19 protein-coding genes are annotated in these 25,025 nt (G+C 71.1%); 4 read left to right on the forward strand and 15 right to left on the reverse strand.

What is annotated here, in order from left to right:
- Positions 1–1,577 precede the first annotated feature (1,577 nt).
- Together glmS and ACIQOU_RS33900 are read right to left on the reverse strand one after the other, a co-directional pair.
- A complete protein-coding gene (glmS, locus tag ACIQOU_RS33895; RefSeq protein ID WP_401543475.1) occupies positions 1,578–3,395 on the reverse strand; it encodes a glutamine--fructose-6-phosphate transaminase (isomerizing) in 1,818 nt (605 codons plus the stop codon).
- Positions 3,396–3,408: 13 nt separating this feature from the next.
- A complete protein-coding gene (locus tag ACIQOU_RS33900; protein ID WP_401543478.1) occupies positions 3,409–3,666 on the reverse strand; it encodes a hypothetical protein in 258 nt (85 codons plus the stop codon).
- Between the two features lie 165 nt (positions 3,667–3,831).
- Between ACIQOU_RS33900 and ACIQOU_RS33905 the strand changes: the two genes are divergently transcribed.
- The gene (locus tag ACIQOU_RS33905) at positions 3,832–5,397 is read left to right on the forward strand and encodes a purple acid phosphatase family protein (RefSeq protein ID WP_401543481.1); all 1,566 of its coding nucleotides are present in this window, start codon (positions 3,832–3,834) and stop codon (positions 5,395–5,397) included.
- 18 nt (positions 5,398–5,415) lie between these two features.
- Here ACIQOU_RS33905 and ACIQOU_RS33910 read toward each other — a convergent pair whose 3' ends face one another.
- From ACIQOU_RS33910 to ACIQOU_RS33960, 11 genes are all read right to left on the reverse strand, one after another.
- Positions 5,416–6,321, reverse strand: coding sequence for a DUF4429 domain-containing protein (locus ACIQOU_RS33910; protein WP_401543484.1), 906 nt, complete (start codon positions 6,319–6,321; stop codon positions 5,416–5,418).
- Positions 6,322–6,425: 104 nt separating this feature from the next.
- Positions 6,426–8,195 carry an IucA/IucC family protein gene (locus ACIQOU_RS33915; protein ID WP_401543487.1) on the reverse strand — a complete coding sequence of 590 codons (1,770 nt, stop codon included), beginning with the start codon at positions 8,193–8,195 and terminating at the stop codon, positions 6,426–6,428.
- Positions 8,192–8,743 carry a GNAT family N-acetyltransferase gene (locus ACIQOU_RS33920; RefSeq protein WP_401543490.1) on the reverse strand — a complete coding sequence of 184 codons (552 nt, stop codon included), beginning with the start codon at positions 8,741–8,743 and terminating at the stop codon, positions 8,192–8,194. The genes ACIQOU_RS33915 and ACIQOU_RS33920 overlap by 4 nt, the downstream gene beginning before the upstream one ends.
- On the reverse strand, positions 8,740–10,023 hold the full coding sequence (locus tag ACIQOU_RS33925) for a lysine N(6)-hydroxylase/L-ornithine N(5)-oxygenase family protein (RefSeq protein WP_401543493.1): 1,284 nt from the start codon (positions 10,021–10,023) through the stop codon (positions 8,740–8,742). Before ACIQOU_RS33925 ends, ACIQOU_RS33920 begins: the two co-directional genes overlap by 4 nt.
- On the reverse strand, positions 10,007–11,473 hold the full coding sequence (gene desA, locus ACIQOU_RS33930) for a lysine decarboxylase DesA (protein ID WP_401543496.1): 1,467 nt from the start codon (positions 11,471–11,473) through the stop codon (positions 10,007–10,009). The genes ACIQOU_RS33925 and desA overlap by 17 nt, the downstream gene beginning before the upstream one ends.
- A gap of 223 nt (positions 11,474–11,696) precedes the next feature.
- The gene (locus ACIQOU_RS33935; protein ID WP_401543499.1) at positions 11,697–12,533 is read right to left on the reverse strand and encodes a siderophore-interacting protein; all 837 of its coding nucleotides are present in this window, start codon (positions 12,531–12,533) and stop codon (positions 11,697–11,699) included.
- Positions 12,534–12,573: 40 nt separating this feature from the next.
- Positions 12,574–13,620, reverse strand: coding sequence for an ABC transporter substrate-binding protein (locus tag ACIQOU_RS33940; protein WP_401543502.1), 1,047 nt, complete (start codon positions 13,618–13,620; stop codon positions 12,574–12,576).
- Positions 13,621–13,776: 156 nt separating this feature from the next.
- Complete coding sequence (locus tag ACIQOU_RS33945) at positions 13,777–14,937, reverse strand: acyl-CoA dehydrogenase family protein (protein WP_401543505.1); 1,161 nt, start codon at positions 14,935–14,937, stop codon at positions 13,777–13,779.
- A gap of 6 nt (positions 14,938–14,943) precedes the next feature.
- Positions 14,944–15,867, reverse strand: a complete 924-nt coding sequence (locus ACIQOU_RS33950) for a hydroxymethylglutaryl-CoA lyase (protein ID WP_401543612.1) — start codon at positions 15,865–15,867, stop codon at positions 14,944–14,946.
- 17 nt (positions 15,868–15,884) lie between these two features.
- A complete protein-coding gene (locus tag ACIQOU_RS33955) occupies positions 15,885–17,804 on the reverse strand; it encodes a biotin carboxylase N-terminal domain-containing protein (RefSeq protein WP_401543508.1) in 1,920 nt (639 codons plus the stop codon).
- A gap of 11 nt (positions 17,805–17,815) precedes the next feature.
- On the reverse strand, positions 17,816–19,471 hold the full coding sequence (locus ACIQOU_RS33960) for a carboxyl transferase domain-containing protein (protein WP_401543511.1): 1,656 nt from the start codon (positions 19,469–19,471) through the stop codon (positions 17,816–17,818).
- A 93-nt stretch (positions 19,472–19,564) separates the two neighbouring features.
- On the opposite strand from ACIQOU_RS33960, the gene ACIQOU_RS33965 reads away from it, so the two are divergent.
- The 3 genes from ACIQOU_RS33965 to ACIQOU_RS33975 all read left to right on the forward strand — a co-directional run bounded on the left by ACIQOU_RS33965 (position 19,565) and on the right by ACIQOU_RS33975 (position 22,407).
- Entirely contained in the window at positions 19,565–20,161 is a 597-nt protein-coding gene (locus ACIQOU_RS33965; protein WP_401543514.1) for a TetR/AcrR family transcriptional regulator, read from the forward strand.
- A gap of 169 nt (positions 20,162–20,330) precedes the next feature.
- Positions 20,331–21,488 carry an acyl-CoA dehydrogenase family protein gene (locus ACIQOU_RS33970; RefSeq protein ID WP_401543517.1) on the forward strand — a complete coding sequence of 386 codons (1,158 nt, stop codon included), beginning with the start codon at positions 20,331–20,333 and terminating at the stop codon, positions 21,486–21,488.
- A 46-nt stretch (positions 21,489–21,534) separates the two neighbouring features.
- Positions 21,535–22,407: an acyl-CoA thioesterase gene (locus ACIQOU_RS33975; protein ID WP_401543520.1), complete on the forward strand. Its 873-nt coding sequence runs from the start codon at positions 21,535–21,537 to the stop codon at positions 22,405–22,407.
- A 116-nt stretch (positions 22,408–22,523) separates the two neighbouring features.
- Here the strand turns inward: ACIQOU_RS33975 and ACIQOU_RS33980 are convergent, their stop codons facing one another.
- Both ACIQOU_RS33980 and ACIQOU_RS33985 read right to left on the reverse strand, forming a co-directional pair.
- On the reverse strand, positions 22,524–23,312 hold the full coding sequence (locus tag ACIQOU_RS33980; protein WP_401543523.1) for a phosphatase: 789 nt from the start codon (positions 23,310–23,312) through the stop codon (positions 22,524–22,526).
- Between the two features lie 67 nt (positions 23,313–23,379).
- A complete protein-coding gene (locus tag ACIQOU_RS33985) occupies positions 23,380–24,933 on the reverse strand; it encodes a helix-turn-helix domain-containing protein (protein WP_401543525.1) in 1,554 nt (517 codons plus the stop codon).
- Between the last annotated feature and the right edge of the window lie 92 nt (positions 24,934–25,025).

Here is a 25,025-nt window from a genome sequence, read left to right on the forward strand (position 1 = left end):
CGAGGGCGCGACGTGAAGGACCCCCCGTCTGCGGTGGCAGTACGTGGGGGTCCCTTGTGCTGAGTGGCCTCTTGAGCCCGGTGGGGGCTTCTCGCGCAGTTCCCCGCGCCCCTAAAAACAACGCCGCAAGCGCCTACGCGGCCGCGAGACGAGCCAACGGCCCCCGCCCCTGAACGGCCCCGTCGCGGCGCCCGTTGGAGAGGCCCCGAACCACAACAGTCCCCTTCGGGAACCCGTTGGCACGGCTCCGCCCCTGAACCGCCCCCTTCAGGGCGCCCGTTGACGGTCCCGCCCCGAACGGCCCCCTTCGAGACACCCGCCGACGAGACCCCGAACCCGGACGGCCCCACACCACAGCCCGTCGGCATCGCCTCGCCCCCGGTCCGCCACCCGTCGGCGCGGTCCCGCCCCCGAACGGCGTCCAGCCCGGCGCCCGTTGGCGAGGCCCCGAACTCGAACGGCGTCCAGCCCGGCGCCCGTTGGCGAGGCCGGTCCCTGAACCGCCCCCGTCCCGCCGCCGCCCGTTGACGGGCCCCGCCCCCGAACGGCCTCGGACCGCAGCCCGTTGGTGAGGCGCCGTCCCCGAACGCCCCCGTCCCACCGCCCGCTGGCGTGGTCACGCCCCCGAACGGCGTCCAGCCCAGCGCTCGTTGGCGACGCCCCGAATCCGAATGGCCCCCGGCCCGTCGTCCGTTGGCGAGGAACCGTCCTCGAACTGTCTCCGGCCCGCTGCCGGTTGGCGTGGCCTCGCCCCCGGACCGCCCCGGTCCGGCGCCCGTCGGCGCGGTCCCGAACTCGAACGGCTTCCAGCCTGGCGCCCGTTGGCGAGGCCGGTCCCTGAACCGCCCCCGTCCCACCGCCCGTTGACGGGCCCCGCCCCCGAGCGGCCGCGTCGCGCTGCCCGTTGGCGAGGTCCCGTCCTCGAACCGCCTCCGGCCCGCAGCCGGTTGGCGTGGCCTCGCCCCCGAGCCGCCCCCGGCCCGCGGTCCGTCGGCGCGGTCTCGAATCCGAACGGCGTCCAGCCCGGCGCCCGTTGGCGCTGTCCCGCCCCCGAACGGCTTCCAGCCTGGCGCCCGTTGGCGCGGCTTCGTCCATGAACCGACCCCGCCGTGCCGCCGTTGGTGAGGCGCCGAAACCGAATGGGCCTCGGCCTGGCGCCCGTTGGCGAGGCCCCGAATCCGAATGGGCCCCGGGCCGACGCCCGTTGACGGGCCCCAACCCCGGACGGTGCCCTTCGGGGCGGCTGTTGGTGAGGTCCAGCCATGAACCGCCGCCAGTCCGCAGCCCGTTGGCGAGGCCCCGCCCTCGAACGGCCCCCTTCGAGGACGCGCGTTGGGGAGGCGCCGCCCCCGGACGGCCCCTTTCGGGGACGCGCGTTGGGGAGGCGCCGCCCCCGGACGGCCCCCTTCGGGGACGCGCGTTGGGGAGGCGCCGCCCCCGGACGGCCCCTTTCGGGGACGCCCGTTGGCGAGGCCTCGCCCTCGAACGGTCCCCTTCGGGGACGTGCGTTGGTGGGGGCTCCCCGCGAAACGCCTCCACTCCGCTGCCCGTTGGTGGGGCTCGGCCGCGCTGCTTGGTTACTCCACCGTTACTGACTTGGCGAGGTTTCGGGGCTTGTCTATGTCTCGGCCCAGGGTCAGGGCCGTGTGGTAGGCGAGGAGTTGGAGGGGGATGCCCAGGAGGATGGGGTCGAGTTCGTCCTCGTTCTTCGGGACGACGATGGTCTCGTCGGCCTTCTCCTGGTGGCGGTGGGCCACCGCGAGGATGCGGCCGCTGCGGGCCTTGATCTCCTCCAGAGCCGCGCGGTTCTTCTCCAGGAGGTCGTCGTCGGGGACGATCGCGACCGTGGGCAGCGCCGGTTCGATGAGGGCCAGCGGGCCGTGCTTCAACTCCGAGGCGGGGTAGGCCTCCGCGTGGATGTAGGAGACCTCCTTGAGCTTGAGGGAGGCCTCGCGGGCGACCGGGTAGCCACGGACGCGGCCGATGAAGAGCATCGAACGGGCGTCGGCGTACTGCTGCGCCAGCTTCTTGACCTCTTCCTCCTGGTCGAGGATCTCGGTGATCTGGGCGGGCAGCCGGCGCAGCCCCTCGATGATCCGCTTGCCGTCGCGGACGGAGAGGTCACGGGTGCGGCCCAGATGCAGGGCGAGCAGCGCGAAGGCGACCGTGGTGTTGGTGAAGCACTTGGTGGAGACGACGCAGACCTCCGGGCCCGCGTGCACATAGATGCCGCCGTCGGCCTCGCGGGCGATGGCGGAGCCGACGACGTTGACGACGCCGAGGACCCGGGCGCCCTTGCGCTTCAGTTCCTGGACGGCGGCCAGCACGTCGTAGGTCTCGCCGGACTGGGAGACGGCGACGTACAGGGTGTCGGGGTCGACGACGGCGTTGCGGTAGCGGAACTCGGAGGCGGGCTCGGCGTCGGCGGGGATGCGGGCCAGCTCCTCGATCATCTGGGCGCCGATCATGCCCGCGTGGTACGAGGTGCCGCAGCCGAGGATCTTGACCCGGCGGATGCGGCGGGCCTCCCGGGCGTCGAGGTTGAGGCCGCCGAGGTGGACGGTGGAGAAACGCTCGTCGATCCGGCCGCGCAGCACCCGGTCCACGGCGTCGGCCTGCTCGTGGATCTCCTTGTGCATATAGGTGTCGTGGCCGCCCATGTCGTAGGAGGCGGCCTCCCACTCGACGGTGGTCGGCTCGGACGTGGTGCGGGTGCCCTCGGTGGTGTAGGTGCGGAAGTCGTCGGCCTTGAGGGTCGCCATCTCGCCGTCGTCGAGCGTCACTATCTGGCGGGTGTGGGCCACCAGCGCCGCGATGTCGGAGGCGACGAACATCTCCTTCTCGCCGATGCCGAGGACGACCGGGGAGCCGTTGCGGGCCACCACGATGCGCTCGGGGAAGTCGGCGTGCAGGACGGCGATGCCGTACGTGCCCTCGACCAGGCGGACCGTCTCGCGGACCTTCTCCTCCAGGGTCGGGGCCTGGGAGCGGGCGATGAGGTGGACGAGGACCTCGGTGTCGGTCTCGGACAGGAAGACGACGTCGTCCGCCTCCAGCTTGCGGCGCAGGTCGGAGGCGTTGTCGATGATGCCGTTGTGGACGACGGCGACCTTGCCCTCGGCGTCCAGGTGCGGGTGGGCGTTGACGTCGGAGGGGGCGCCGTGGGTGGCCCAGCGGGTGTGGGCGATGCCGGTGGTGCCCTTGAAGCGGGCCGGCACCTTGGCCTCCAGGTCGCGCACCCGGCCCTTGGCCTTGACGCTCTTGAGCCCGGCCGTCTTCGGGGAGGTGACGGCGATGCCCGCCGAGTCGTAGCCCCGGTACTCCAGGCGCTGGAGGCCTTCGAGCAGGAGGGGAGCGACGTCACGCTTCCCGATGTAACCGACGATTCCACACATACAGGTCTGTTCCTCAGCCGTAGACGATGCGGCGCAGCTGGCGGAGCGTCAGCTCCGGCGGCGCGACCGCGCGGTAGTGGAGATCCGCCTCGATCCGTTCGAAGATCTCCGCGTTCACCAGGCCCTGGGCCTGGAGCTCGCGGTGGCGGCGACGGACGTACGCCTCGGTCGTCTCGTCGAAGTAGGCGAGCACGTCCTGGACCACGCGCAGCGCTTCGCCCCGGTTGAGGGGGGTCGAGCGCGTCAGATGATCAACAAGTTCGTCGTGCACCCGGTTGATCCTGGGGTACGAGGAAACGTTTCGCAAGAATCCTGCCCGTTTTCGGGCAAGTGGCTGTTGAAACTCTTATGGGGGGCTGTTCGCACCCTGTCCATCCTGTGTCTTGCGGTGTGACGCCTCGGGCGACCAGTTTCAGACGTCATGGACATTCCTCGTATGGGCGTACCCGAGCAGCTCGCCGATCGCATGAGCATGGCCGAGCAGCACGAATACCTCCGCGCCAGGTTCTCCCGGCGCACGATGATCAGAGGCGGTGCCGTGACGATCGGCGCCGTCACCGGCGGCGCGTTCGTGCCCGGCGCCGTCGCCCAGGCCGCCGTTCCGACCCGGGCGACCGCTCCCGCCACCGAGACCGTCGACGGCGCGCTCGTCGCCCCCTTCGGCCGGCACCTCGCCTACGGCAACGACCCGCGCACCGAGATGACCGTCTCCTGGCAGGTGCCGGTCGCGGTGAAGAAGCCGTTCATCCGGATCGGCGCCCATCCGTGGGACCTGTCCCGGAAGATCGACGCCGAGGTCCGCACCCTTTACACCCCGGCCGGTGTCGGCGCCGGCGCCGACCACACGCAGTACTACCTGCACGCGAAACTCAGCCACCTGCGCCCCGGCCAGACGTACTACTACGGCGTCGGCCACCAGGGCTTCGACCCGGCCGCCGCGCACCTGACCGGCACCCTGGGCACCTTCACCACCGCGCCCGACCACAAGAAGGCGTTCACCTTCACGGCCTTCGGTGACGAGGGCGTCGGCTACCACGGGCTCGCCAACAACAGCCTGCTGCTCGGCCAGAACCCGGCCTTCCACCTGCACGCGGGTGACATCGCCTACGCCGACCCGACGGGTTCCGGCCAGTCCTCGGACACCGGGTTCGACGCGCGGGTGTGGGACCAGTTCCTCGCGCAGACCGAGTCGGTCGCCAAGTCGGTGCCGTGGATGCCGGCCTACGGCAACCACGACATGGAGGCCTGGTACGCGCCGCACGGCTACGGCGGCGAGGAGGCCCGCTGGAACCTCCCCGACAACGGCCCCGACAAGAAGAACCTGCCGGGCGTCTACTCCTTCGTCTACGGCAACACGGCGATCATCTCGCTCGACGCCAACGACATCTCGTTCGAGATCCCGGCCAACCTCGGCCTCTCGGGCGGCACCCAGACCACGTGGCTGGAGACCCAGCTCAAGAAGTACCGGGCCGCGAAGGACGTCGATTTCGTCGTCGTCTTCTTCCACCACTGCGCCTACTGCACCTCCACCGCGCACGCCTCGGAGGGGGGCGTGCGCCAGGAGTGGGTGCCGCTGTTCGAGAAGTACCACGTGGATCTGGTCATCAACGGCCACAACCACCAGTACGAGCGCACCGACGTCATCAAGGGCGGCAAGGTCACCAAGAAGCTCCCGATCGGCGGCACCGCCTACCCGGAGACCGACGGGGTCGTCTATGTGACGGCGGGCGCGGCCGGGCGCAGCCTCTACGCGTTCAGCGCCCCGCTCTCCTACGAGGGCCACGAGAAAGAGGTCGAGTCGGTGGCCTCCTTCGTCAACACCAAGTCCGGCAAGGTCGACGAGACGGTCACCTGGTCGCGGGTGCGCTACCTCGACTACTCGTTCCTGCGGGTCGATGTCACCCCGGCCGCCACGGGCCGTTACGCCACCCTCACGGTGCGGGGCATCGCCGAGACCGGTGACCGGATCGACCACTTCACGGTGGCCAGGCGGGCCAAGTAGCAAGCGGGCGGCGGGAGTTCACAGCCGTTTCAGGACCGCCTGTTTGGCCCGGGTGAACTCCTCGTCCGTCAGGACGCCCGCGTGGCGCAGTGCGCCCAGCTCCCGCAGCCGTCGCAGCAGCGCGTCGTGGTCGTCCTCGACGGGCGGCCGCGACGGCTGTCCGGCTTCCACAACGGCGTCAACGGCGTCAACGGCGGCGGCGTCGACAGCGGCGGCGGCGACGGCGGCCGGGTGCGGGAGGCGGGCCTGCACGGCGGCGGCTACCAGGGCCATCAGCGGGTCCTTCCTGAACCCCCACAGCTCCACCGCGTGCGGGTCGTGCTTGGCCGCAGCTCTGGTCGCCGCACCCCGCACCCCGAACCGCAGATGCCCGTTCTCCAGCCCCGTCGACGGCACCCATTCGACGCCGGTGAGGTCGCCGACGGCCAGCGTGCGGGGGCCGGCGGCGGACTTGGCGTCCTCGGTCTTCCAGTTCCACTCCAGGCGCACCCGCTCGCCGTCGAAGTGGACGGTGCCGTCCCCGGCGGAGACCGACAGCGGCAGGGCGGGCCCCGGCACCAGGAACTCGGTGACCGGCCCCGACGGGACCCGGGCCAGGGACAGGGCGGCCCGGACCTCGTCCACGACATACGCGGCGACGCCGTAGCGGTCGGATTCCACCAGGAGTTGGTAGGGGTCGTGGGGCTCGGTGAGGCGGCCGCCGGTGGCGTGCAGCAGCGGGTCGGCGCCGTCGCGCAGCCGGAGTCTCAACCGGCCGTTCCTGCGGCCCTGTTCGAAGGAGACGCCCGCCAACGCGCCCAGCGGGACGGTGAGTTCACCGCGTGTCCGGCGGAACAGGCTGACGCCCTTGTCGCGGCCCGGGGTCAGTCGCAGGACGTCGCCGTCCAACACCCAGCTGCCGTCCTTCTGAAGGATCTCCGCCATGGGGAGATTCTTCCACCGCGGCCCGGGAACGCGATGCGGCGGAACATGAGGGCGGGCACCCCGCAGGACCGTACTCCGGGGTGCCCGCCGGTCTGGGGGAGCCGTCAGAGCCCGGCGAGCGGGTTCGTCAGGGTGCCGGCGAACTGGAGTGCGCCGGACGGGTCGGCCAGGTCCACCATCTGCTTGTTGTTGCGCAGCTGGAGCCGGTTGAGGCAGGACCGCGAGAACTCGGGCGCGAACATGTCGAACTCCTCGAATTTCGCGGCGAGTTCGGGCACCTGCGCCTGATACTCACGGGTGATCTCGGCGACCGTCCGCCAGAACTCGTCCTCGCTGAGGACGCCCTCGGCGGCGAGGTTCGCGGCGAGGAAGCGGAAGAAGCAGTCGAAGACGTCCGTGAAGATCGACAGGAGTTTCTTGTCGTCGGGGACCTCCACCCGGATGCGCCGTACCTCGGGCGGCAGCACCGCGTCCGGGTCCATCACCGCGATCTCCTCGGCGATGTCCTTGTAGATCGCCCGCGCCACCACGCCGTCCTTCAGCACCAGGATGACGTTCTCGCCGTGCGGCATGTACACCAGGTCGTAGGCGTAGAAGCTGTGCAGCAACGGGGTGAAGTAGGCCCGCAGATAGTGCCGCAGCCACTCGGCCGGGGCGAGGCCGGACCGCTCGATGAGCGCGCCGGCGAAGGAGGCGCCCTCGTGGTCGAGGTGGACCAGGGAGGCCATCGTGGCGAGCGACTCGCCCTCCTGGAGGGAGGCCACCGGGCTCTCCCGCCACAGCGCGGCGAGCATTTTCCGGTACGGCGAGTAGCGGTCGGTCGCGTTCTCGTACTCCAGGTGCCGGTAGCCGACGGCGGCCCGCTCCCGGATGACCGACAGACCCGTCGACTTCAGCACCGGGTCGCCCTCGATGAGCTGCGCGAGCCAGTCGTTGATGGCCGGGGTGGCCTCCATGTACGCGGCCGAAAGTCCGCGCATGAAGCCCATGTTGAGGACCGAGAGGGCCGTTTTCACATAGTGCTTCTCGGGGTTCGAGCGGTTGAAGAACGTGCGGATCGACTGCTGCGCCAGGTACTCGTCGTCGCCCTCGCCCACGCAGACCAGGTGGCGGCGGGCGACCTCGGCGGCGAAGGTGACCGACAGTTTGTTCCACCACTGCCAGGGGTGGACCGGGATGAAGAGGTAGTCGGCCGGGTCGAGGCCCTGCTCGGTGAGGTGGGCGCGGAACCGCTCGACGGTCTTCTCGCCCAACTCGGCGCGCAGGAACGACTCGTACTCGATGCCGACGCCCGCCGTGAACGCGGCGCGCTCGCGGTGCGCGGCCAGCCACACCAGGCTCACCGGGTGCGCGGTCTCGGGGGCGTAGGCGAGGTACTCGTGGACGCCGAAGCCGAGCCGGCCGTTGTTGGCGACGAAGCAGGGGTGGCCCTCGGTCATCCCGGTCTCGATGGCCTGGAAGTCGCTGGTCACCAGCTCGGCGACGGGGATCTGCGGCTTGGTCAGTTTGAAGCAGGTCCCCGACAGGGTCGAGGAGATCTCCTCCAGGTAGACCGGCAGGATCTCCTCGCTCAGCCCCAGGGTCTCGCGCAGCTCGATGAAGAAGTCCAGGGCGGCGAGCGGGAGTTCGGCGTTGTCGCGGTGCCGGGTGATGGAGTCGGCGGCCACCTGCCAGTGGTCCAGGGCGTGCCGGGTGGCGGTGAACCGGTAGTGGGTCAGACCGTCGTCGCTGCGCACGACGTAGGTGTCGCCGTCCGGCTCCGGTGTGAACAGGCGCTCGTGGGCGAACTCGGCGAGTGCCTTGCGGATCAGCTGGCGGTTGGCCGTCTCCCAGCGCTCGGGGGAGAGGTGGGCGACGGAGTCGGTGAGGCTCATCGGGTCGCTCCCGTCGCGGCGGCGAACTGCTGGCGGGTGCAGAAGCTCAACAAGGCTTTTTTCTCCGGCTTCTGGATCTCGTGGTGGGGCACGAAGCCCACGGCCTCGTTCAGGGCGTGGACGGCCGTGTTGGACACGTCCGGTTCGACGACGACGCGCTCGGTGGCCGGGTCGGTGAAGAGGTGGGCCATCACCGCGGTGATGACGGCCCGGGTGAACCCGTGCACGGGGCGGTCGGTGGGGGCGACCAGGAAGTGCATGCCGACATCGCCGGGCAACGGCTCGTAGAGGCCGACCAGTTCGCGGTGGGCGGGGTCGTAGTACTCCATGAGGAACGCGGGCGCCCCGTCATGCAGGCCGAGCAGGGCGTGGTGGTGCTCGTCGGCGGCTATCTCCAGGTAGGCGCGCTCGACGTCCTCCTGGCGGGCGTCCTGCATCATCCAGTAGGCGGCCTTCGGGTCGGTGACCCAGGTGTGCAGCAGGGCGCCGTCGGCGACGGGGTCCAGCGGGCGCAGGGTGAGCGGGCCGATGGCGGTGGTGGCACTCATACGGAGAACTCCTGGAACGCGATGGACTTCTCGACGGGGTAGTACTCGCTGCCGAGCAGCTCCCGGATGATGAAGCTGTTGCGGTAGGCGCCCATGCCGAGGTCGGGTGAGGTGATGGAGTGCGTGTGCACCCCGGCGTTCTGGAGGAAGACGCCCCGCCCGGTGACGTCGATGGCGTAGTTGCGGGCGACGTCGAACTGGCCGTGGCTGTCGTAGCGCAGCCGGTCTTTCAGGGGCGCCAGGAATGCGGGCTCGGCGTACTTGTAGCCGGTCGCGAGCACCAACCCCTGGGACTCCAGGTCGAATTCCCTGCCCTGCTCCTCCTGGCGGAACGACAGGGTGTAGCTGCCGTTCTCGTAACGGGCGCCGGTGAGCGCCGAGTTGGTGAGCAGGCGGGTGGGGACCGGGCCGCCGATGTTCTTCTGGTAGAGCAGGTCGAAGATCTCGTTGATCAGCTCGCCGTCGATGCCCTTGAACAGGCCCTTCTGCTCCGTCGTCAGCCGGTAGCGGGTCTCCTCGGGCAGCTCGCGGAAGTAGTCGATGTACTCCGGGGAGGTCATCTCCAGGGTGAGCTTGGTGTACTCCAGCGGGAAGAACCGCGGGGAGCGGGTGACCCAGTTGAGGCGGTAGCCGTGGACGTCGATCTCGCCCAGCAGGTCGTAGTAGATCTCGGCGGCGGACTGGCCGCTGCCGACCAGGGTGATCGACTCTTTTTTCACCAGTTCCGAACGGTGCTGCACATAGCGGGAGTTGTGCAGCAGGTCCCCGCCGAGGTCCCGGCAGGCCTCCGGGATGTACGGGGGCGTGCCGGTGCCCAGGACCAGGTGCCGGGCGCGGTACACGTCACCGGCGGTGGTGCGCACGGCGTACAGCTCGGCGGCCTCGTCGTAGGTGACCTCGGCGACCGTGGTGGAGAAGCGCACCGACGTCAGTTTGTTCGCGGCCCAGCGGCAGTAGTCGTCGTACTCGACGCGCAGCGGGTAGAAGTTCTCCCGGATGTAGAACGCGTAGAGCCGGCCGCGTTCTTTCAGGTAGTTGAGGAACGAGTACGGGGAGGTCGGGTCGGCGAGGGTGACCAGGTCCGACATGAACGGCGTCTGGAGGTGGGCGCCGTCCAGGAACATCCCCGCGTGCCACTCGAAGTCCGGCTTCGACTCCAGGAAGACGCCGTCGAGTTCGGTGATCGGCTCGGTCAGGCAGGCGAGCCCGAGGTTGAATGGGCCGAGCCCGATGCCCACGAAGTCGTAGGTCTTTTTCGTGGGGTCAGCAAGCGCGGTCAAGGGACTCTCCCAGGTACTGCTCGGCGTGGCCGGCGATCAGGTCGAGGACGGCGGTGAGGTCGTCCGTGGTGGTCTCGGGGTTGAGCAGGGTGAACTTCAGGTAGTGCCGGGCGCCGACCTTGGTGCCCGCGACCACCGCGTCACCGGAGGCGAACAGGGCCTTGCGGGCGTACAGGTTGGCGCGGTCGATCTCGGAGGGGTCGGTGACGGCGGCCGGTATGTAGCGGAACACCAGCGTGGACAGCGACGGCTCGGTGACGACGTCGAAGCGGGGGTCGGCGGCGAGCAGTTTCCAGCCCTCGGCGGTCAGGTCGCAGACCTCGTCGAAGAGCTGTCCGATGCCGTCGGCGCCCATCGTGCGCAGCGTCATCCACAGCTTCAGCGCGTCGAAACGGCGGGTGGTCTGGAGGGACTTGTCGACCTGGTTGGGGATGCGCTCGGTGACCATGCGGCGCGGGTTGAGGTACTCGGCGTGGTAGGTCGCGTGCCGCAGGGTGGCGGTGTCCCGCACCAGCACGGCGGACGAACTCACCGGCTGGAAGAAGGACTTGTGGTAGTCGACGGTGACGGAGTCGGCGCGCTCGATGCCGTCGATGCGGTCGCGGTACTTCACCGAGGCGAGCAGCCCGCAGCCGTAGGCGGCGTCGACATGCATCCAGGTGCCGTACTGGGCGCAGAGTTCGGCGATCTCGGGCAGCGGGTCGATGGAGCCGAAGTCGGTGGTGCCGGCGGTGGCCACGACGGCCATCGGGACCAGGCCCTCGCTCACGCAGCGCTCCAACTCCCGTGCCAGCGCCACCGTCTGCATCCGCTTGTCGTGGTCGACGGGGACGGAGACGACCGCGTCCTGGCCGAGCCCGAGCAGTTTCGCGGACTTCTTCACGCTGAAGTGGCTGACCTCGGAGGCGAAGATGCGCAGTTTCCCGAGCGCCGCGGGACCGTCCGCGCCGTCCTTGCCGGGCTTGGCCTCCTCGCGGGCGAGCAGCAGCGCCTGGAGGTTGGACTGGGTGCCGCCGGAGGTGAACACGCCGTCGGCGGCCGGGCCGAGGCCGATGCGCGCGGTGGTCCAGTCGATCAGTTTGCGTTCGATCAGCGTGCCGCCGGCCGACTGGTCCCAGGTGTCCAGGGAGGAGTTGACGGCGGAGAGCACGGCCTCGCCGAGCACGGCCGGGATGACGACCGGGCAGTTGAGGTGGGCGAGGTAGCGGGGGTGGTGGAAGTAGACGGCGTCCCGGAGGTAGACCTCCTCCAGCTCGTCCAGGACGGCCGCGGTGTCGTGCAGCGGGCGGTCCAGGTCGATGCCGTCGATGCGGGGGGCGAGGGCGTCCACGGAGACGCCGGTGAACGGACGGTCGGTGGCGGCGATTTTGGCGGCCACCCGCTCGATCCCTTCGGTCACGGAGCGGCGGTAGTGCTCCGCGGTCGAGTCGTTGAGCAGGTGCGAGCGCATGTGGGAGTCCTCCGGTGCGGGACGGGTCCGTGCGGGGGCGGGGTTTTGACCATCGCTTGGTGAGCGACTTAGGTGAGCCTAACCTAACTCACAGAAATGAGGTGGTTACATTTCCGTGACGGACATCACTTCGGTGCCTGGTGCCGTACGAGGGCACGACAACCACCGCCACACACAAGGAAGTTGACCTTCGGGTGCGACGGTGGACGCCGTTCGGTACCTGCTACTCGCCGCGCTCGCGCAGCTGTTCCTCACTCAGGCCCTGTCGCCAGTAGCCGACGAAAGTGACCCGGCGCCGGTCGATGCCGCGCTCCTTGACGAAGTGCCGGCGCAGCGCCTTGACGGCCCCGGACTCCCCCGCGATCCACACGTACGGGTGCGCGGCGGGCGGGAGTTGAACGTCGCGGAGGGCGTCGAGCGCCAGCGGGGGACCGTCGGCGCCCTGCTCGCCCCGGACCAGCCAGACGATCTCGGCGTCGGCCTCGGTCGTCAGGTCCAGGATGTTGCCCGGGTCCGCCACCTCCAGCCAGACCCGGACCCGGGCCCCGGCCGGCAGCGCCTCCAGGATCGCGGCGATGGCGGGCAACGCCGTCTCGTCGCCCCAGATCAGCGTGAGGTCGGTGTCCTGCGGCGGGCGGAACCGGATCGCCCGGTTGTCCGCGATCGCCGGGCCGAGCAGCACCACCCGGTCCCCGGCCACCGCCCGTGCCGCCCACGCGGAGGCGGGCCCGGCAGGGTGGTGCAGCACGAAGTCGATGTCGATCTCACCGGCCTCGGGACGCAGCGCCCGCAGCGTGTACGAACGCATCACCGCCCGTACGCCGTCCGGGAGTTCACGCCAGGCCTGCCACCAGCCGTCGCCGAGGTGGTACGGCACGGCCGGTTCGCTCTGCCCCGGGTGCGGCAGGAACAGCGACAGGGACTGGTCGCTTCCGTCGGAGAAGAAGTGACGCAGATCGTCCCCGGTGAAGGTCACCCGCAGCAGAGACGGACCGAGCCGCCTCGTCGCTGCGACCTGGAGGGAGAAGAAGCGGAACGGGGCGGCTACGGCCGTGGTCATCGGGGCTCCTGAGACGGGATCAGGCGGCGGGCGGGGCAGGTCAGCTGACCTTCTTGGCGGTCTCCAGCGCTTCGGCGAGACTCGTGAGCAGCGGCGTGCACTTGTCGTACGACAGGATCGGCTCGGGCGACCGGGAGATGACCTGGCCCGCCTTGACGGCCGGCAGCTTCTTCCAGGTCGGCTTGGTGATGGCGGCCGGCTGGATGGCCGAGGTGCGGTCGTCCATCATGATGATGTCGGCCGCGTACTTGTCGGCGTTCTCCCAGCTCAGGGACTCGTACCAGCCGCCGCCGTCCTTCATGGCGCTCGCCGGGGGCTCGACGAAGTTCACGCCGAGGGCCTTGAAGTACTCCAGGTCGATGGAGAGGTTGCTGCCGGAGACGTAGAACAGCGTGTCGCTCGCCGAACCGGCCAGCACCTTCAGCTCGGGCTTGGCCTTCGCGGCCTTGCGCAGCCGCGCCGCCGCCTCCTCGAACTTCTTCTTCGCCGCCGTCACCTTCGCGGCCGTCATGTCCGCGCCCAGCGACTCGGCCAGCGCCCACATCCGCTGCAACGGGGCGGTCAACTGGCGGTCGTAGACGGAGATGCCGACGCTGGGGGCCAGCTTGGCGATCTTGTCCTTGGACGCCTCGGGGACGTACCAGAGGGTGCCCGCGGAATCGAACATCGTGGTGATGAGGAGCTGCGGACCGAACGCCGCGAACTTCTCGACGTTGAACTGGTCCCAGACGTTGCCGAACACCGTCAGCTTGCTGACGTCCATGTCGCCGGCCTGCACATCGGCCGCGCCGTCCTTCGTGGTGGTCGGGCCGAAGACGCCCTTGACCTCGATGCCGTAGTCGTACAGGGCGGCGGCGACGCCGGTGAAGGCCACCAGCTTGGTGGGCACCGAGGCCAGCTTCACCGTGGTGCCGCGGTCGTCCTTGAACGTCCAGGCACCGGTCTTGGCCGCCCCGGAGGCGCTGCCCGACCCCGCGCTCTTCGCGTCGTCGTCGCCGCAGGCCGCGAGAACGGCGCCGAGACCGAGGGCGCCACCCGCGGCGAGGACGCCCCGGCGGGAGAGGTGGGTGGAACGGGCGTTGGGCATGGCTGTGGCCGCTTTCGAGCAGGGCGGAGCGTCCGCCGGAATCGTTCGAACGTAGGTTAGCCTAACCTCACACCCCTGGGGAGGTGGCGGGGGTCACCAGGTCGACGAAACGCCACACCGAAGCGCCGGGGGAAGGGGAGTCGGGGTGGGGCCGGGTCAGGTCGGGAGGTGTAGTTCCCTGGCGATCAGGAGGCGTTGGACCTCGCTGGTGCCCTCGCCGATCTCCAGGATCTTCGAGTCCCGCCACATCCGGGCCACCGGGTACTCGTTCATGAAGCCGTAGCCGCCGTGGATCTGGGTGGCGTCACGGGCGTTGTCCACGGCGATCGTCGACGAGTACAGCTTGGCGATCGCCGCCTCCTTCTTGAACGGGGCGCCCGTCACCAGGCGGGCCGCCGCGTCCCGCCAGGCCAGACGGGCGGTGTGGGCCTTCATCTCCATGTCCGCCAGCTTGAACTGGATCGCCTGGTTGGCGCCGATCGGCCGCCCGAACGCGTGCCGCTCCTTCGCGTAGCGCACCGACTCGTCCACGCACCCCTGCGCGAGCCCGGTGGCCAGCGCGGCGATGGCGATCCGGCCCTCGTCGAGGATGCGCAGGAACTGGGCGTAGCCGCGCCCCTGTTCGCCCAGCAGGTTGGCGGCCGGGACCCGGACGTCGGCGAAGGACAGCTCACGGGTGTCCGACGCGTTCCAGCCGACCTTCGAGTACGGGGCGGCGACCGTGAAGCCCGGGGTGCCGGACGGCACGATGATCGCCGAGATCAGCGGCTTGCCGTCGGCCTTGCGACCGGTGACCGCCGTCACGGTGACCAGGCCCGTGATGTCCGTGCCCGCGTTGGTGATGAAGCACTTGGAGCCGTTGATCACCCACTCGTCGGTGGCCGGGTCGAGGCGGGCCGTGGTGCGGGTGGCGCCCGCGTCCGAGCCGCCGTCCGGCTCCGTCAGCCCGAACGCGCCCAGCAGTTCGCCCGCGCAGAGCCTCGGCAGCCACCGCCGTTTCTGCTCCTCGGTGCCGAACAGATGGACCGGCATCGCGCCCAGCGACACCCCGGCCTCCAGGGTGATCGCCACCGACGAGTCGACCCGGGCCAGCTCCTCCAGGGCCACGCCGAGCGCCAGATAGTCGCCGCCCATCCCGCCGTACTCCTCGGGGAACGGCAGCCCGAACAGGCCCATGCGGCCCATCTCGTGGACGATCTCGTAGGGGAACTCGTGCCGCTCGTAGAAGTCGCCGATCTTCGGAGCCACCACGTCGTGCGCGAACTCCTCGACGGTGCGACGGAGTTGTTCGAGTTCGTCGGAGAGCCGGAAGTCCATGACTGATCACTGCTCCTTGGGGGAGAGGGCCCGGACGGTGCGGGACGGGCTGGGGCGGCCCAACCGACCTGCCATCCACGCGCTGGTGGCGACGAGGCGGCTGAGGTCGACGCCGGTCTCGATGCCGAGACCCCGGAGCATCCACAACAGGTCCTCGGTGGCGAGGTTGCCGGTGGCGGACTTCGCGTACGGGCAGCCGCCGAGGCCGCCGGCGGAGGCGTCGACGGTGCTCACGCCGTGCTCCAGGGCCGCGTAGGTGTTGGCGAGCGCCTGCCCGTAGGTGTCGTGGAAGTGCACGGCGAGGGTGGCCGTCGTCACCCCGTCGGCGTTGAGCGCGGTGAGCAACTGCCGTACCTGGCCCGGGGTGGCGACGCCGATCGTGTCGCCGAGGCTCAGTTCGTCGCAGCCCATGTCCCGCAACGCCGTGCAGACGCGGACCACTTGGGGGAGCGGGACGGCGCCCTCCCAGGGGTCGCCGAAGCACATCGACACATACCCGCGCACCCACGCCCCCGCGTCCTTCGCCCGCCGCACCACCGGCTCGAACAGGGCGAGGGACTCGTCCAGCGTGCGGTTGAGGTTGGCCTTGGCGAACGTCTCGGTGGCACTGGCGAAGACGGCGATCCGGTCGGCGCCGAGCGCCAACGCCCGCTCCAGGCCACGCTGGTTGGGCACCAGCACCGGCAGCTCGACGCCGCTCACCTCCCGCACCAGCGGGAACAGCCGTTCCGCGTCGGCGAGTTGAGGCACCCACTCGGGGCGTACGAAGCTGGTCGCCTCGATCGTCGTCAGCCCCGCGTCGGCCAGTCGGCGCACGAACTCCGCCTTCACCTCCGTCGGCACGACCGCCTTCTCGTTCTGCAACCCGTCCCGGGCGCCGACCTCGTGAATCCGTACCCGCGCGGGCAGTTCGGGCGCCGGGACGACCATGGGGAGTCCGTCGACGCTCACGGCCGCACTTCCTCGGGGGTGACGACGGCCAGGACCTGGTCCATGGCGACCGTCGCGCCGGCCGTCACGTCCAGCTCGGCGACCGTGCCCGCGTACGGGGCGGCGACGACGTGCTCCATCTTCATCGCCTCGACCACCAACAGGCTCTGCCCCGCGGCCACTTCGTCACCGACGGCGACCTTCACCACGGTGACCGTGCCGGGCATCGGCGCGGTGAGGGAGCCCGCACCCGCGCGGTCGGCGCCGGTGAGGGACGCGGCGACCGGGTCGTGGTCGCGCACCCGCCAGGCGTCGCCGTCCCGGCCCAGCCAGTCACCGGCCCGGTGGAAGGAGTGCCGGACGCCGTCGAGCGTGACGTGGACCTCGTCGGCGGTCACCGTGTGGGGGGAACGGGGCTGGTGAGTGACGGGTTCACGTCCCGTCACCCGCAAGGGGAACGCGACCGGCTTCGGCTCGCCGCCCAGACGCCAGCCGCTCGGCACCCCGAACGGGTCCGTCCAACCCCCCGCCGCAGGGCGCAGCGCGTCCAGCCGCACGGCCGCAGCCGCCTCGTACACCTCGTCCGGCACCGCCATCTCGACCAGCTCGTCCACCACCCGCTCCACCAGACCGGTGTCCAACTCGCCCGCCACCACCGCCGGATGGGCCAGCAACCGGCGCAGGAACCCCGCGTTGGTCACCACCCCCAGCGTCACCGTCCGCGCCAGGGCCGCCCGCAGCTTCCTGAGCGCGCTCTCCCGGTCGGGGCCGTACGCGATCACCTTGGCCAGCATCGGGTCGTACCGGCTGCCCACCTCGGTGCCCTCGCTCAGCCCCGAGTCGACCCGCACCCCCTCCCCGTCCGGCTCCCGCAGCAGCAGCACCGTGCCGCCCGACGGCAGGAACCCCTTCGCCGGGTCCTCCGCGCACAACCGCGCCTCGACCGCGTGCCCGGTGAGCCGGACCTCGTCCTGCCCGAAGTCCAACGGCTCCCCGGCCGCCACCCGCAGCTGCCACGCCACCAGATCGACCCTGGTGACCAGCTCGGTGACCGGATGCTCCACCTGGAGGCGGGTGTTCATCTCCATGAAGCAGTACGCGGACGGATCGGCGCCCGGCACGATGAACTCGACCGTGCCCGCACCCCGGTACCCGCACGCGCGGGCCGCCTGCACCGCCGCCGCGCCCATCGCCGCGCGCGTGCCCGCGTCCAGGAACACGCTCGGCGCCTCCTCGACGACCTTCTGGTGGCGCCGTTGCAGCGAGCATTCGCGCTCGCCCAGGTGCACGACGTTGCCGTGGCCGTCGGCCAGGATCTGGATCTCGATGTGCCGGGGGCGGTCGATCCACCGCTCGACGAGGAGGGTGTCGTCGCCGAAGGAGGCGCGGGCCTCGCGACGGGCGGCCGCGATCTCCTCGTCCAGCACGGCCAGATCCCGCACCAGCCGCATGCCCTTGCCGCCGCCGCCCGCCGACGGCTTCAGCAGCACGGGGGCGCCCAACGCCCTGGCCGCCTCGGAGAGTTCGGGGTCACGGCCGCCGGGGACCACCGGCACCCCGGCCGCCTCGACGGTCTCCTTGGCGCGGATCTTGTCGCCCATCAGGGCGATGGCGTCGGCGGGCGGCCCGATGAAGACGAGCCCGGCGTCCCCGCACGCGCGCGCGAAGGCCGCGTTCTCCGCGAGGAACCCGTAACCGGGGTGGACTGCCTGGGCGCCGGTGCGGGCCGCCGCGTCCAGGAGCCGTTCGGCGGACAGATAGCTTTCGGCGGCCGGGGCCGGGCCGATCCGGACGGCGGTGTCGGCCTCGCGGACATGCCGGGCGTCGGCGTCCGCGTCGGAGAAGACGGCCACCGAACGCACGCCGAGCGCACGCAGCGTGCGGATGACGCGGACGGCGATCTCGCCCCGGTTGGCCACGAGCACGGTGTCGAACACGGGTCCCCTCCTCACATCCGGAAGACGCCGAACCGGGGTTCACCCAGTGGGGCGTTGCCACAGGCGGTCAGTGCCAGGCCCAGCACCTGCCGGGTCTCCAGCGGGTCGATGACGCCGTCGTCCCAGAGCCGGGCGGTGGCGTAGTAGGCGTTGCCCTGGCGCGCGTACTGCTCACGCACCGGCGCCTTGAAGGCCTCCTCCTCGGCGGCCGGCCACGTCTCGCCGCGCCCCTCCACCTGGTCGCGCTTGACGGTCGCGAGGACCGACGCGGCCTGCTCACCGCCCATCACGGAGATCTTGGCGTTCGGCCACATCCACAGGAAGCGGGGGGAGTAGGCGCGGCCGCACATCGAGTAGTTGCCCGCGCCGTAGGAGCCGCCGACGACGACCGTCAGCTTCGGCACGCGCGTGCAGGCGACCGCCGTCACCATCTTGGCGCCGTGCTTGGCGATGCCGCCCGCCTCGTAGTCCCTGCCGACCATGAACCCGGAGATGTTCTGGAGGAACACCAGCGGGATGCCGCGCTGGTCGCACAGCTCGATGAAGTGGGCGCCCTTCTGGGCCGACTCGGAGAACAGGATGCCGTTGTTGCCGACGATCCCCACCGGATGGCCGTGGACGTGCGCGAACCCGGTGACCAGGGTCTGCCCGAACTCCGCCTTGAACTCCGCGAACCGCGAACCGTCCACCACGCGCGCGATGATCTCCCGCACGTCATAAGGGGTGCGCGAGTCGACCGGCACCGCCCCGTACAGCCCGTGGGGGTCGACCTTCGGCTCGACGGGCGGCCGCACCTCCCAGGGCAGCGGCCCGCGCGCGGGGAGCGTCGCGACGATGTCCCGGACGATCCGCAGCGCGTGCGCGTCGTTCTCCGCGAGGTGGTCGGTGACGCCCGACACGCGCGCGTGGACGTCGCCGCCGCCCAGCTCCTCGGCGGTCACCACCTCGCCGGTGGCCGCCTTCACCAGCGGCGGGCCGCCCAGGAAGATCGTGCCCTGACCGCGCACGATCACCGCCTCGTCGCTCATCGCGGGCACATACGCGCCGCCCGCCGTACATGAACCGAGGACCGCCGCGATCTGCGGGATGCCCGCGGCCGACATCCGGGCCTGGTGGTAGAAGATCCGCCCGAAGTGGTCGCGGTCCGGGAACACCTCGTCCTGCATCGGCAGGAACGCGCCGCCCGAGTCGACCAGGTAGAGGCACGGCAGCCGGTTCTCCAGGGCCACCTCCTGGGCGCGCAGATGCTTCTTCACCGTCATCGGGTAGTAGGTGCCGCCCTTGACCGTCGCGTCGTTCGCCACGATCACGCACTCCCGGCCCGCGACCCGGCCGATCCCGGCGATCACCCCGGCGGCCGGCGCCTGGCCCTCGTACATCCCGTCGGCCGCCAGCGGGGCCAGCTCCAGGAACGGCGAGCCCGGGTCCAGGAGCGTGTCCACCCGGTCCCTCGGCAGCAGCTTGCCCCGCGCGGTGTGCCGGGCGCGGGCCTTCTCCCCGCCGCCCAGCCGGGCCGCCGCCAGCTTGCCGCGCAGCTCCTCGACGAGCGCCCGGTGCGCCGCCTCGTTGGCCCGCCAGGCCTCCGACGCGGGGTCCTGGCGGGCGCCGTCGGCCGCGCCCGGCAGGGGCGGCGCCGCCCCGCTCGTCAGCTCCGGTGCCTCCTGCATCGCGGTCCCCTCACCCGGTGGCCAGCTGTTAATGAGCGTTAACCATTTCCTTCAGGTTAACGACCGCTAACCTCCCTGTCTAGAATCGATTCCATGAGCACGCGAACCGACGCCGCCACCCGGCGCGAACAGATCCTCAAGGAGGCCGCCCGCCTCTTCGCCGAGCGCGGCTTCCACGGCGTCGGCGTGGACGAGATAGGCGCCGCCGTCGGCATCTCGGGGCCCGGCCTCTACCGGCACTTCGCGGGCAAGGACGCGATGCTCGCCGAACTGCTCGTCGGCATCAGCGGCCGCCTCCTGACCGGCGCCAGGCACCGGCTCACGGACGCCGACGGCAGCCCGGCGGCCGACGCCCTCGACTCGCTCATCGAGGGCCATATCGACTTCGCGCTCGACGACCGCCCGCTGATCACCCTGCACGACCGTGAGCTGGACCGGCTGCGCGACAGCGACCGCAAGCTGGTGCGCCAGCTCCAGCGCCAGTACGTCGAGCTGTGGGTCGGCGCGCTGCGCGAGGTCTACCCCGACCTCGCCGAACCCGCCGCCCGCTCCGCCGTCCACTCGGTCTTCGGCCTGCTGAACTCCACCCCGCACCTCGGCCGCCCTGGCGCCCTGCCCGGCCGCGCGGTCACCGCCCAGCTGCTGCACCGGATGGCCCGGGGTGCCTTCGCGGCTGCCGGGCGGGCGTGACGAGCGTTACCCGGGTCCCGCTCTGGACGCTTGTACCTACTCGCCGGTACCGTGGAATGAGCAAGCGCTTAGCCTTGCGGGGCGCGCCCTCACCGGGCAGCCCCCGAGGCGGGCAACCACACGCGCGAGAGCGGCGCCGTCTTCAGGCGCAGAGGTAAGGGGTGGCGGCGTGCGCCGTTCGGTATTTGATGAGGACCACGAGGCGTTCCGGGAGACCCTGCGGGCCTTCATCGAGGCCGAGGTCGTCCCCGTCTACGACGAGTGGTTCGCGGCCGGACAGGCGCCGCGCGACTTCTACTACAAGCTCGCCGAGCTGGGCATCTTCGGCATCCGCGTCGACGAGGAGTACGGCGGCGCGGGCATCGACTCGTACAAGTTCGAGGCGGTGATGTACGAGGAGACTGCGCGCGCGGGTGTGCAGTTCGGCGGCTCCGGCGTGCACGTGCTGCTCGGCCTGCCCTACATCAAGATGCTCGCCACCGACGAGCAGAAGAAGCGCTTCCTGCCGAAGTTCGTCACCGGCGAGGAGATGTGGGCGCTCGCCATGACCGAGCCCGGCACCGGCTCCGACCTCGCGGGCATGAAGACCACCGCCAAGCTCTCCGAGGACGGCACCCACTACGTCCTCAACGGCGCCAAGACCTTCATCACCGGCGGGGTGCACGCCGATCGCGTGATCGTCTGCGCCCGCACCTCCGCGCCGACGGCCGAGGACCGCCGTTTCGGCATCTCGCTGTTTGCCGTGGACACCACCTCCGAGGGCTACTCGGTCGGCCGCAAGCTCGACAAGCTCGGCCTGAAGACGTCCGACACCGCCGAGTTGGCGTTCGTCGACGTGAAGGTCCCCGCGGAGGACCTGCTCGGCGAGGAGAACAAGGGCTTCTCCTACCTCGGCCACAACCTCGCCTCCGAGCGCTGGGGCATCGCCTTCGGCGCCTACGCGCAGGCCAAGGCCGCCGTCCGGTTCGCCAAGGAGTACGTCCAGGACCGCACGGTCTTCGGCAAGCCGGTCGCGTCGTTCCAGAACACCAAGTTCGAACTCGCCGCCTGCCAGGCCGAGGTGGACGCCGCCGAGGCCGTCGTCGACCGCGCGCTCGAAGCCCTCGACGCGGGTGAGCTGACGCCCGCCGAGGCCGCCAGCGCCAAGCTGTTCTGCTCCGAGGTCGCCCACCGCGTCATCGACCGCTGCCTCCAACTGCACGGCGGCTACGGCTTCATGAACGAGTATCCGATCGCCCGCCTGTACGCGGACAACCGCGTCAACCGCATCTACGGCGGCACCAACGAGATCATGAAGTCGATCATCGCGAAGGACATGGGCCTGTAAGCCCCCGGTAATGACCGGCCCATAAGAGCCACAGAGAATGGTGATTATGAGCCAGGCACTTCAGGATCTCCTCGATCTGCTCGACCTCGAACAGATCGAGGAGAACATCTTCCGCGGCCGGTCACGGTCCGCCGTCGTCCCCCGCGTCTTCGGCGGACAGGTCGCCGCGCAGGCGGTCGTCGCGGCGGGGCGGACGGTGCCGGCCGAGCGGGCGGCGCACTCGCTGCACGCGTACTTCCTGCGGCCCGGTGACCCCGGGGCGCCCATCGTCTACAACGTCGAACGCAGCCGCGACGGGCGGTCGTTCACGACCCGGCGCGTCGTCGCCGTCCAGCACGGGCGGCCGATCTTCACGCTGTCGGCGTCGTTCCAGGCGTACGAGGACGGGCTCGATCATCAGGCGCCGATGCCCGTCGCGCCCGATCCGGCCACGCTGCCGACCTCGCGGGAGCGGCTGCTCGGGTACGACCACCTGTCGGCCGACGTCGTCGAGAAGTTCCTCGAAGCCCGTGAGGCGATCGATCTGCGGTATGCGCAGGAGCCGCCGTTCGGGGAGTTCGGGGCGCCGCGTGAGCCGCACTCGCAGGTCTGGTTCCGTAGCAACGGGAAGCTGGACGACGATCCGTTGCTGCATGTCGTGCTCGCGACGTACGTCTCCGACATGACGTTGCTGGATTCTGTGCTGCTCGCGCATGGGCGGGGTGGGTGGGCCGTCGGGGACGTGGTCGGGGCGTCGCTGGATCACGCCATGTGGTTCCATCGGCCCTTCCGGGCGGATGAGTGGCTGCTGTACGACCAGGAGTCGCCGTCGGCGTACGGGGGGCGCGGGCTGGGGCAGGCCCGCATCTACACCCAGGACGGACGCCTCGCCGTCTCCGTCATCCAGGAGGGCGTACTCCGGGTACCCCGGGAGGGGTAGGGGAGGGGGTCTTGCTGGGGAGGGGAGCGGGTTGTCTTTCGGGTGCGGGCCGGTGGGGGCTGGTCGCGGCGGAGCCGCAGATTGATACAGCCCCGCGCCCCTTAGAAAACGGCGTTCTACGCCAGCTTGGCCTCTGTCAGGAGGTACGCCGTCAGGGGGTCGTAGTACCTGGGGCTGAGGACGTGGTCGTCGAGGGGGACTGTCACCTGGACCGTGCCCTCGGACTCGGCGAGGAAGAGGGCCGGGTCGTTGGAGTCGGCGTAGCCCACCGCGTCGACTCCGTGCTGGCCCGCGTAGCCCGCCCAGCCGTGGTCCGCGACGACCAGGTCGGGCAGGGGGCGTCCAGCGCGTTCCAGGCCCGTCAGGATCGCCTTCATCGGCTCACCGGAGTGCGTGTGCCACAGGCTCGCCCCGTGCTCCAGGACGGCCACGTCGGCGAACTGCTGCACATACCCCTCCTCCGTCTGCAACCCCTCCGGGATGACGACGATCTCGCAGCCGGCGGCCCGCAGCGCGGCGGCCGTCGCCCGGTGCACGTCCAGCAGCCCGCCCGGGTGCCCCGTCGCGAACAGCACGCTCTGCTGCCCGTCCGCCGCCCGGCGCAGCCGCTCGGCCATCCGCTCCAGCGCGTCGACGGTCAGCTCGGGGTCGATGGTGTCCTGGCCGTACCGGTACTCGGGGTCGTCGTTCACCCCGGCGCGCTCCGCCATCACCGCGAGGACGTCCTGCTCGTCGGTCCAGCGGTCGCCGAGTTCCAGGCCGAACCAGTAGTGGCGGGAGCCGTTCGCGAGCTGGCGGTAGTGGGAGAGGTTGTTCTCGCGCGGGGTGGCCACCTGGCCCGCGATACGGGTCCTCACGAGATGGTCGACTAGCTCGGCGCGGCTGGGTGTCCCGGGTATCGGCATGCTGTCCATTGTGAGGCAGACGGCGGCGCGGGCACCCGTTCCCCCACCCGCTTGGGACATGGGTCACTCACTGTTGCCGCAGCGCGAACCACAGTTCCATGCGAACGTCCGGGTCGTCGAGATCGGTCGCGAGCAACGCGGCGCACCGGGTGACCCGTTGGCGCACGGTGTTGCGGTGCACGGCGAGCGCGACCGCCGTCCGGTCCCAACTCCCGTGCAGGGAGAGCCAGGTGCGCAACGTCTCGACGAGCGCCGGGGAGTCCGCGAGCGGCGCGAGAACGGCCCGCGCGTGCGCCCGCGCCTCCTCGGCCGGCACCAGTCCGGCGAACCCGGGCCGCCCGCCGTGCCGGACCAGGTCGGTGCGGGTGGCGCGGGCGCGGGCCAGCGCGCGGGCGGCCTGGAGGTCGGCGTCCGGCCAGCCGTCGGGGGCGGCCGGGGCGCTGACGCCGAGCGTCCACCCCTCCTGCGGGCCCGGCTCCCGGTCGCCGGGGACCAGGACCCGTACGACGTCCTGGCCCTGGTCGACCAACGCCGATCCGAGGGCCGCGCCCAGGGCGGCGGCGGCCACCGGGTCGGGGCGCCGGGTGTCCGGGCGCCCGTGCACCACGAGCCACGGTCCGTCCCCGAGGAGCGGTGCGACGTCGCCGGCCGCCGCGCCGAGCAGCAGCCGCACCAACGCCGAGACCCGTGCCGCGCCCGTGCCGCTCTGGTGCTCGCCGGTGAGCAGGGAGAGCAGCACGGCGGCGACCGACGCGAGGGTGTGGTCCCCGGGGTCACGCCGGGGACCCGCCACCCCGAGCACGAAACCCCGCCCGGCCCCGAGCGCGTACGCGGCGAGCTGATGCCCCACGGCGGCGTCGGTGGCGGAGGCGGGGGACGACAGAGGGGCGGGGGCGGGGGACGAGAGAGGGGCAGGGGCGGGGGTGGGGGCGTGGCCCGTAGGACCCGTACGTCCCGCACCCTGACCCGCACCTCCTCCGGGTCTCACCACCCCCGTCAGGGTCGCCAGGGACCGGCGTACCTCTGGCGGTGGGCGGTGGCCCTCCGCCGCGATCTCGGTGCCCTCCGGGCCGTACAGGACCGCCCAGCCCTCCAGGTGGCGGGCGAGGCGGCGCAGCACCGACGGGACCGGGTCCGGGCGGGAGGCGGCGGCGGCCAGGCTCTGCTGGGCCTCCGTGACGCGGCGCAGTTCGGCCAGCCTGGCCTGGGCCATCGACTGCCACACCGCACGGGCCACGGCGGCGAACGGCGTCTGCGGCGGGACCTCAAGCAGCGGCAGCCCGTACGCGTCGCAGGCCGCCACCAGCGCACGCGGCACCGAGTCGTGCACCGGCGCCACCCCGAACCCGAGAGCCGCGCCCCCTGCCGCCACGATCCGGGCGACATAGTCGTCGAAGTACGTCCCCGACCCCGCCGCGTCCGGAATGTGCACGCCCGCCGTCAGCATCAACTCCCCGCCCAGCAGATACGGGTACGGGTCGGCCATCTCCGAGGTGTGCGCGGAGTGGATCACGATGCCGGGGTCGGTCGGGCCCGCGATCTGCCGCAGGGCGAGATCCTCGCGGGCCAGCAGGGCGGCGAGCGGCACCGGCGGGGTGGGCGGCACGGTCAGCTCCGGCATGGTGTGCGTTCCCTCCACTCACGGAACCTGGAATGGAGGAAACGTACACTTCGCAGTCGCTTTCCGGCCACCTAGTGTCAGTCCCGACCCTG

Source organism: Streptomyces sp. NPDC091279, from assembly GCF_044757465.1.
GTDB lineage: Bacteria > Actinomycetota > Actinomycetes > Streptomycetales > Streptomycetaceae > Streptomyces.

Coding starts and splice junctions, on each gene's coding strand:
- glmS (WP_401543475.1), bottom strand. CDS start 3,395: ATGTGTGGAATCGTCGGTTACATCGGGAAGCGTGACGTCGCTCCCCTC.
- ACIQOU_RS33905 (WP_401543481.1), top strand. CDS start 3,832: ATGGGCGTACCCGAGCAGCTCGCCGATCGCATGAGCATGGCCGAGCAG.
- ACIQOU_RS33910 (WP_401543484.1), bottom strand. CDS start 6,321: ATGGCGGAGATCCTTCAGAAGGACGGCAGCTGGGTGTTGGACGGCGAC.
- ACIQOU_RS33915 (WP_401543487.1), bottom strand. CDS start 8,195: ATGAGCCTCACCGACTCCGTCGCCCACCTCTCCCCCGAGCGCTGGGAG.
- ACIQOU_RS33920 (WP_401543490.1), bottom strand. CDS start 8,743: ATGAGTGCCACCACCGCCATCGGCCCGCTCACCCTGCGCCCGCTGGAC.
- desA (WP_401543496.1), bottom strand. CDS start 11,473: ATGCGCTCGCACCTGCTCAACGACTCGACCGCGGAGCACTACCGCCGC.
- ACIQOU_RS33935 (WP_401543499.1), bottom strand. CDS start 12,533: ATGACCACGGCCGTAGCCGCCCCGTTCCGCTTCTTCTCCCTCCAGGTC.
- ACIQOU_RS33940 (WP_401543502.1), bottom strand. CDS start 13,620: ATGCCCAACGCCCGTTCCACCCACCTCTCCCGCCGGGGCGTCCTCGCC.
- ACIQOU_RS33945 (WP_401543505.1), bottom strand. CDS start 14,937: ATGGACTTCCGGCTCTCCGACGAACTCGAACAACTCCGTCGCACCGTC.
- ACIQOU_RS33950 (WP_401543612.1), bottom strand. CDS start 15,867: ATGGTCGTCCCGGCGCCCGAACTGCCCGCGCGGGTACGGATTCACGAG.
- ACIQOU_RS33960 (WP_401543511.1), bottom strand. CDS start 19,471: ATGCAGGAGGCACCGGAGCTGACGAGCGGGGCGGCGCCGCCCCTGCCG.
- ACIQOU_RS33965 (WP_401543514.1), top strand. CDS start 19,565: ATGAGCACGCGAACCGACGCCGCCACCCGGCGCGAACAGATCCTCAAG.
- ACIQOU_RS33975 (WP_401543520.1), top strand. CDS start 21,535: ATGAGCCAGGCACTTCAGGATCTCCTCGATCTGCTCGACCTCGAACAG.
- ACIQOU_RS33980 (WP_401543523.1), bottom strand. CDS start 23,312: ATGCCGATACCCGGGACACCCAGCCGCGCCGAGCTAGTCGACCATCTC.
- ACIQOU_RS33985 (WP_401543525.1), bottom strand. CDS start 24,933: ATGCCGGAGCTGACCGTGCCGCCCACCCCGCCGGTGCCGCTCGCCGCC.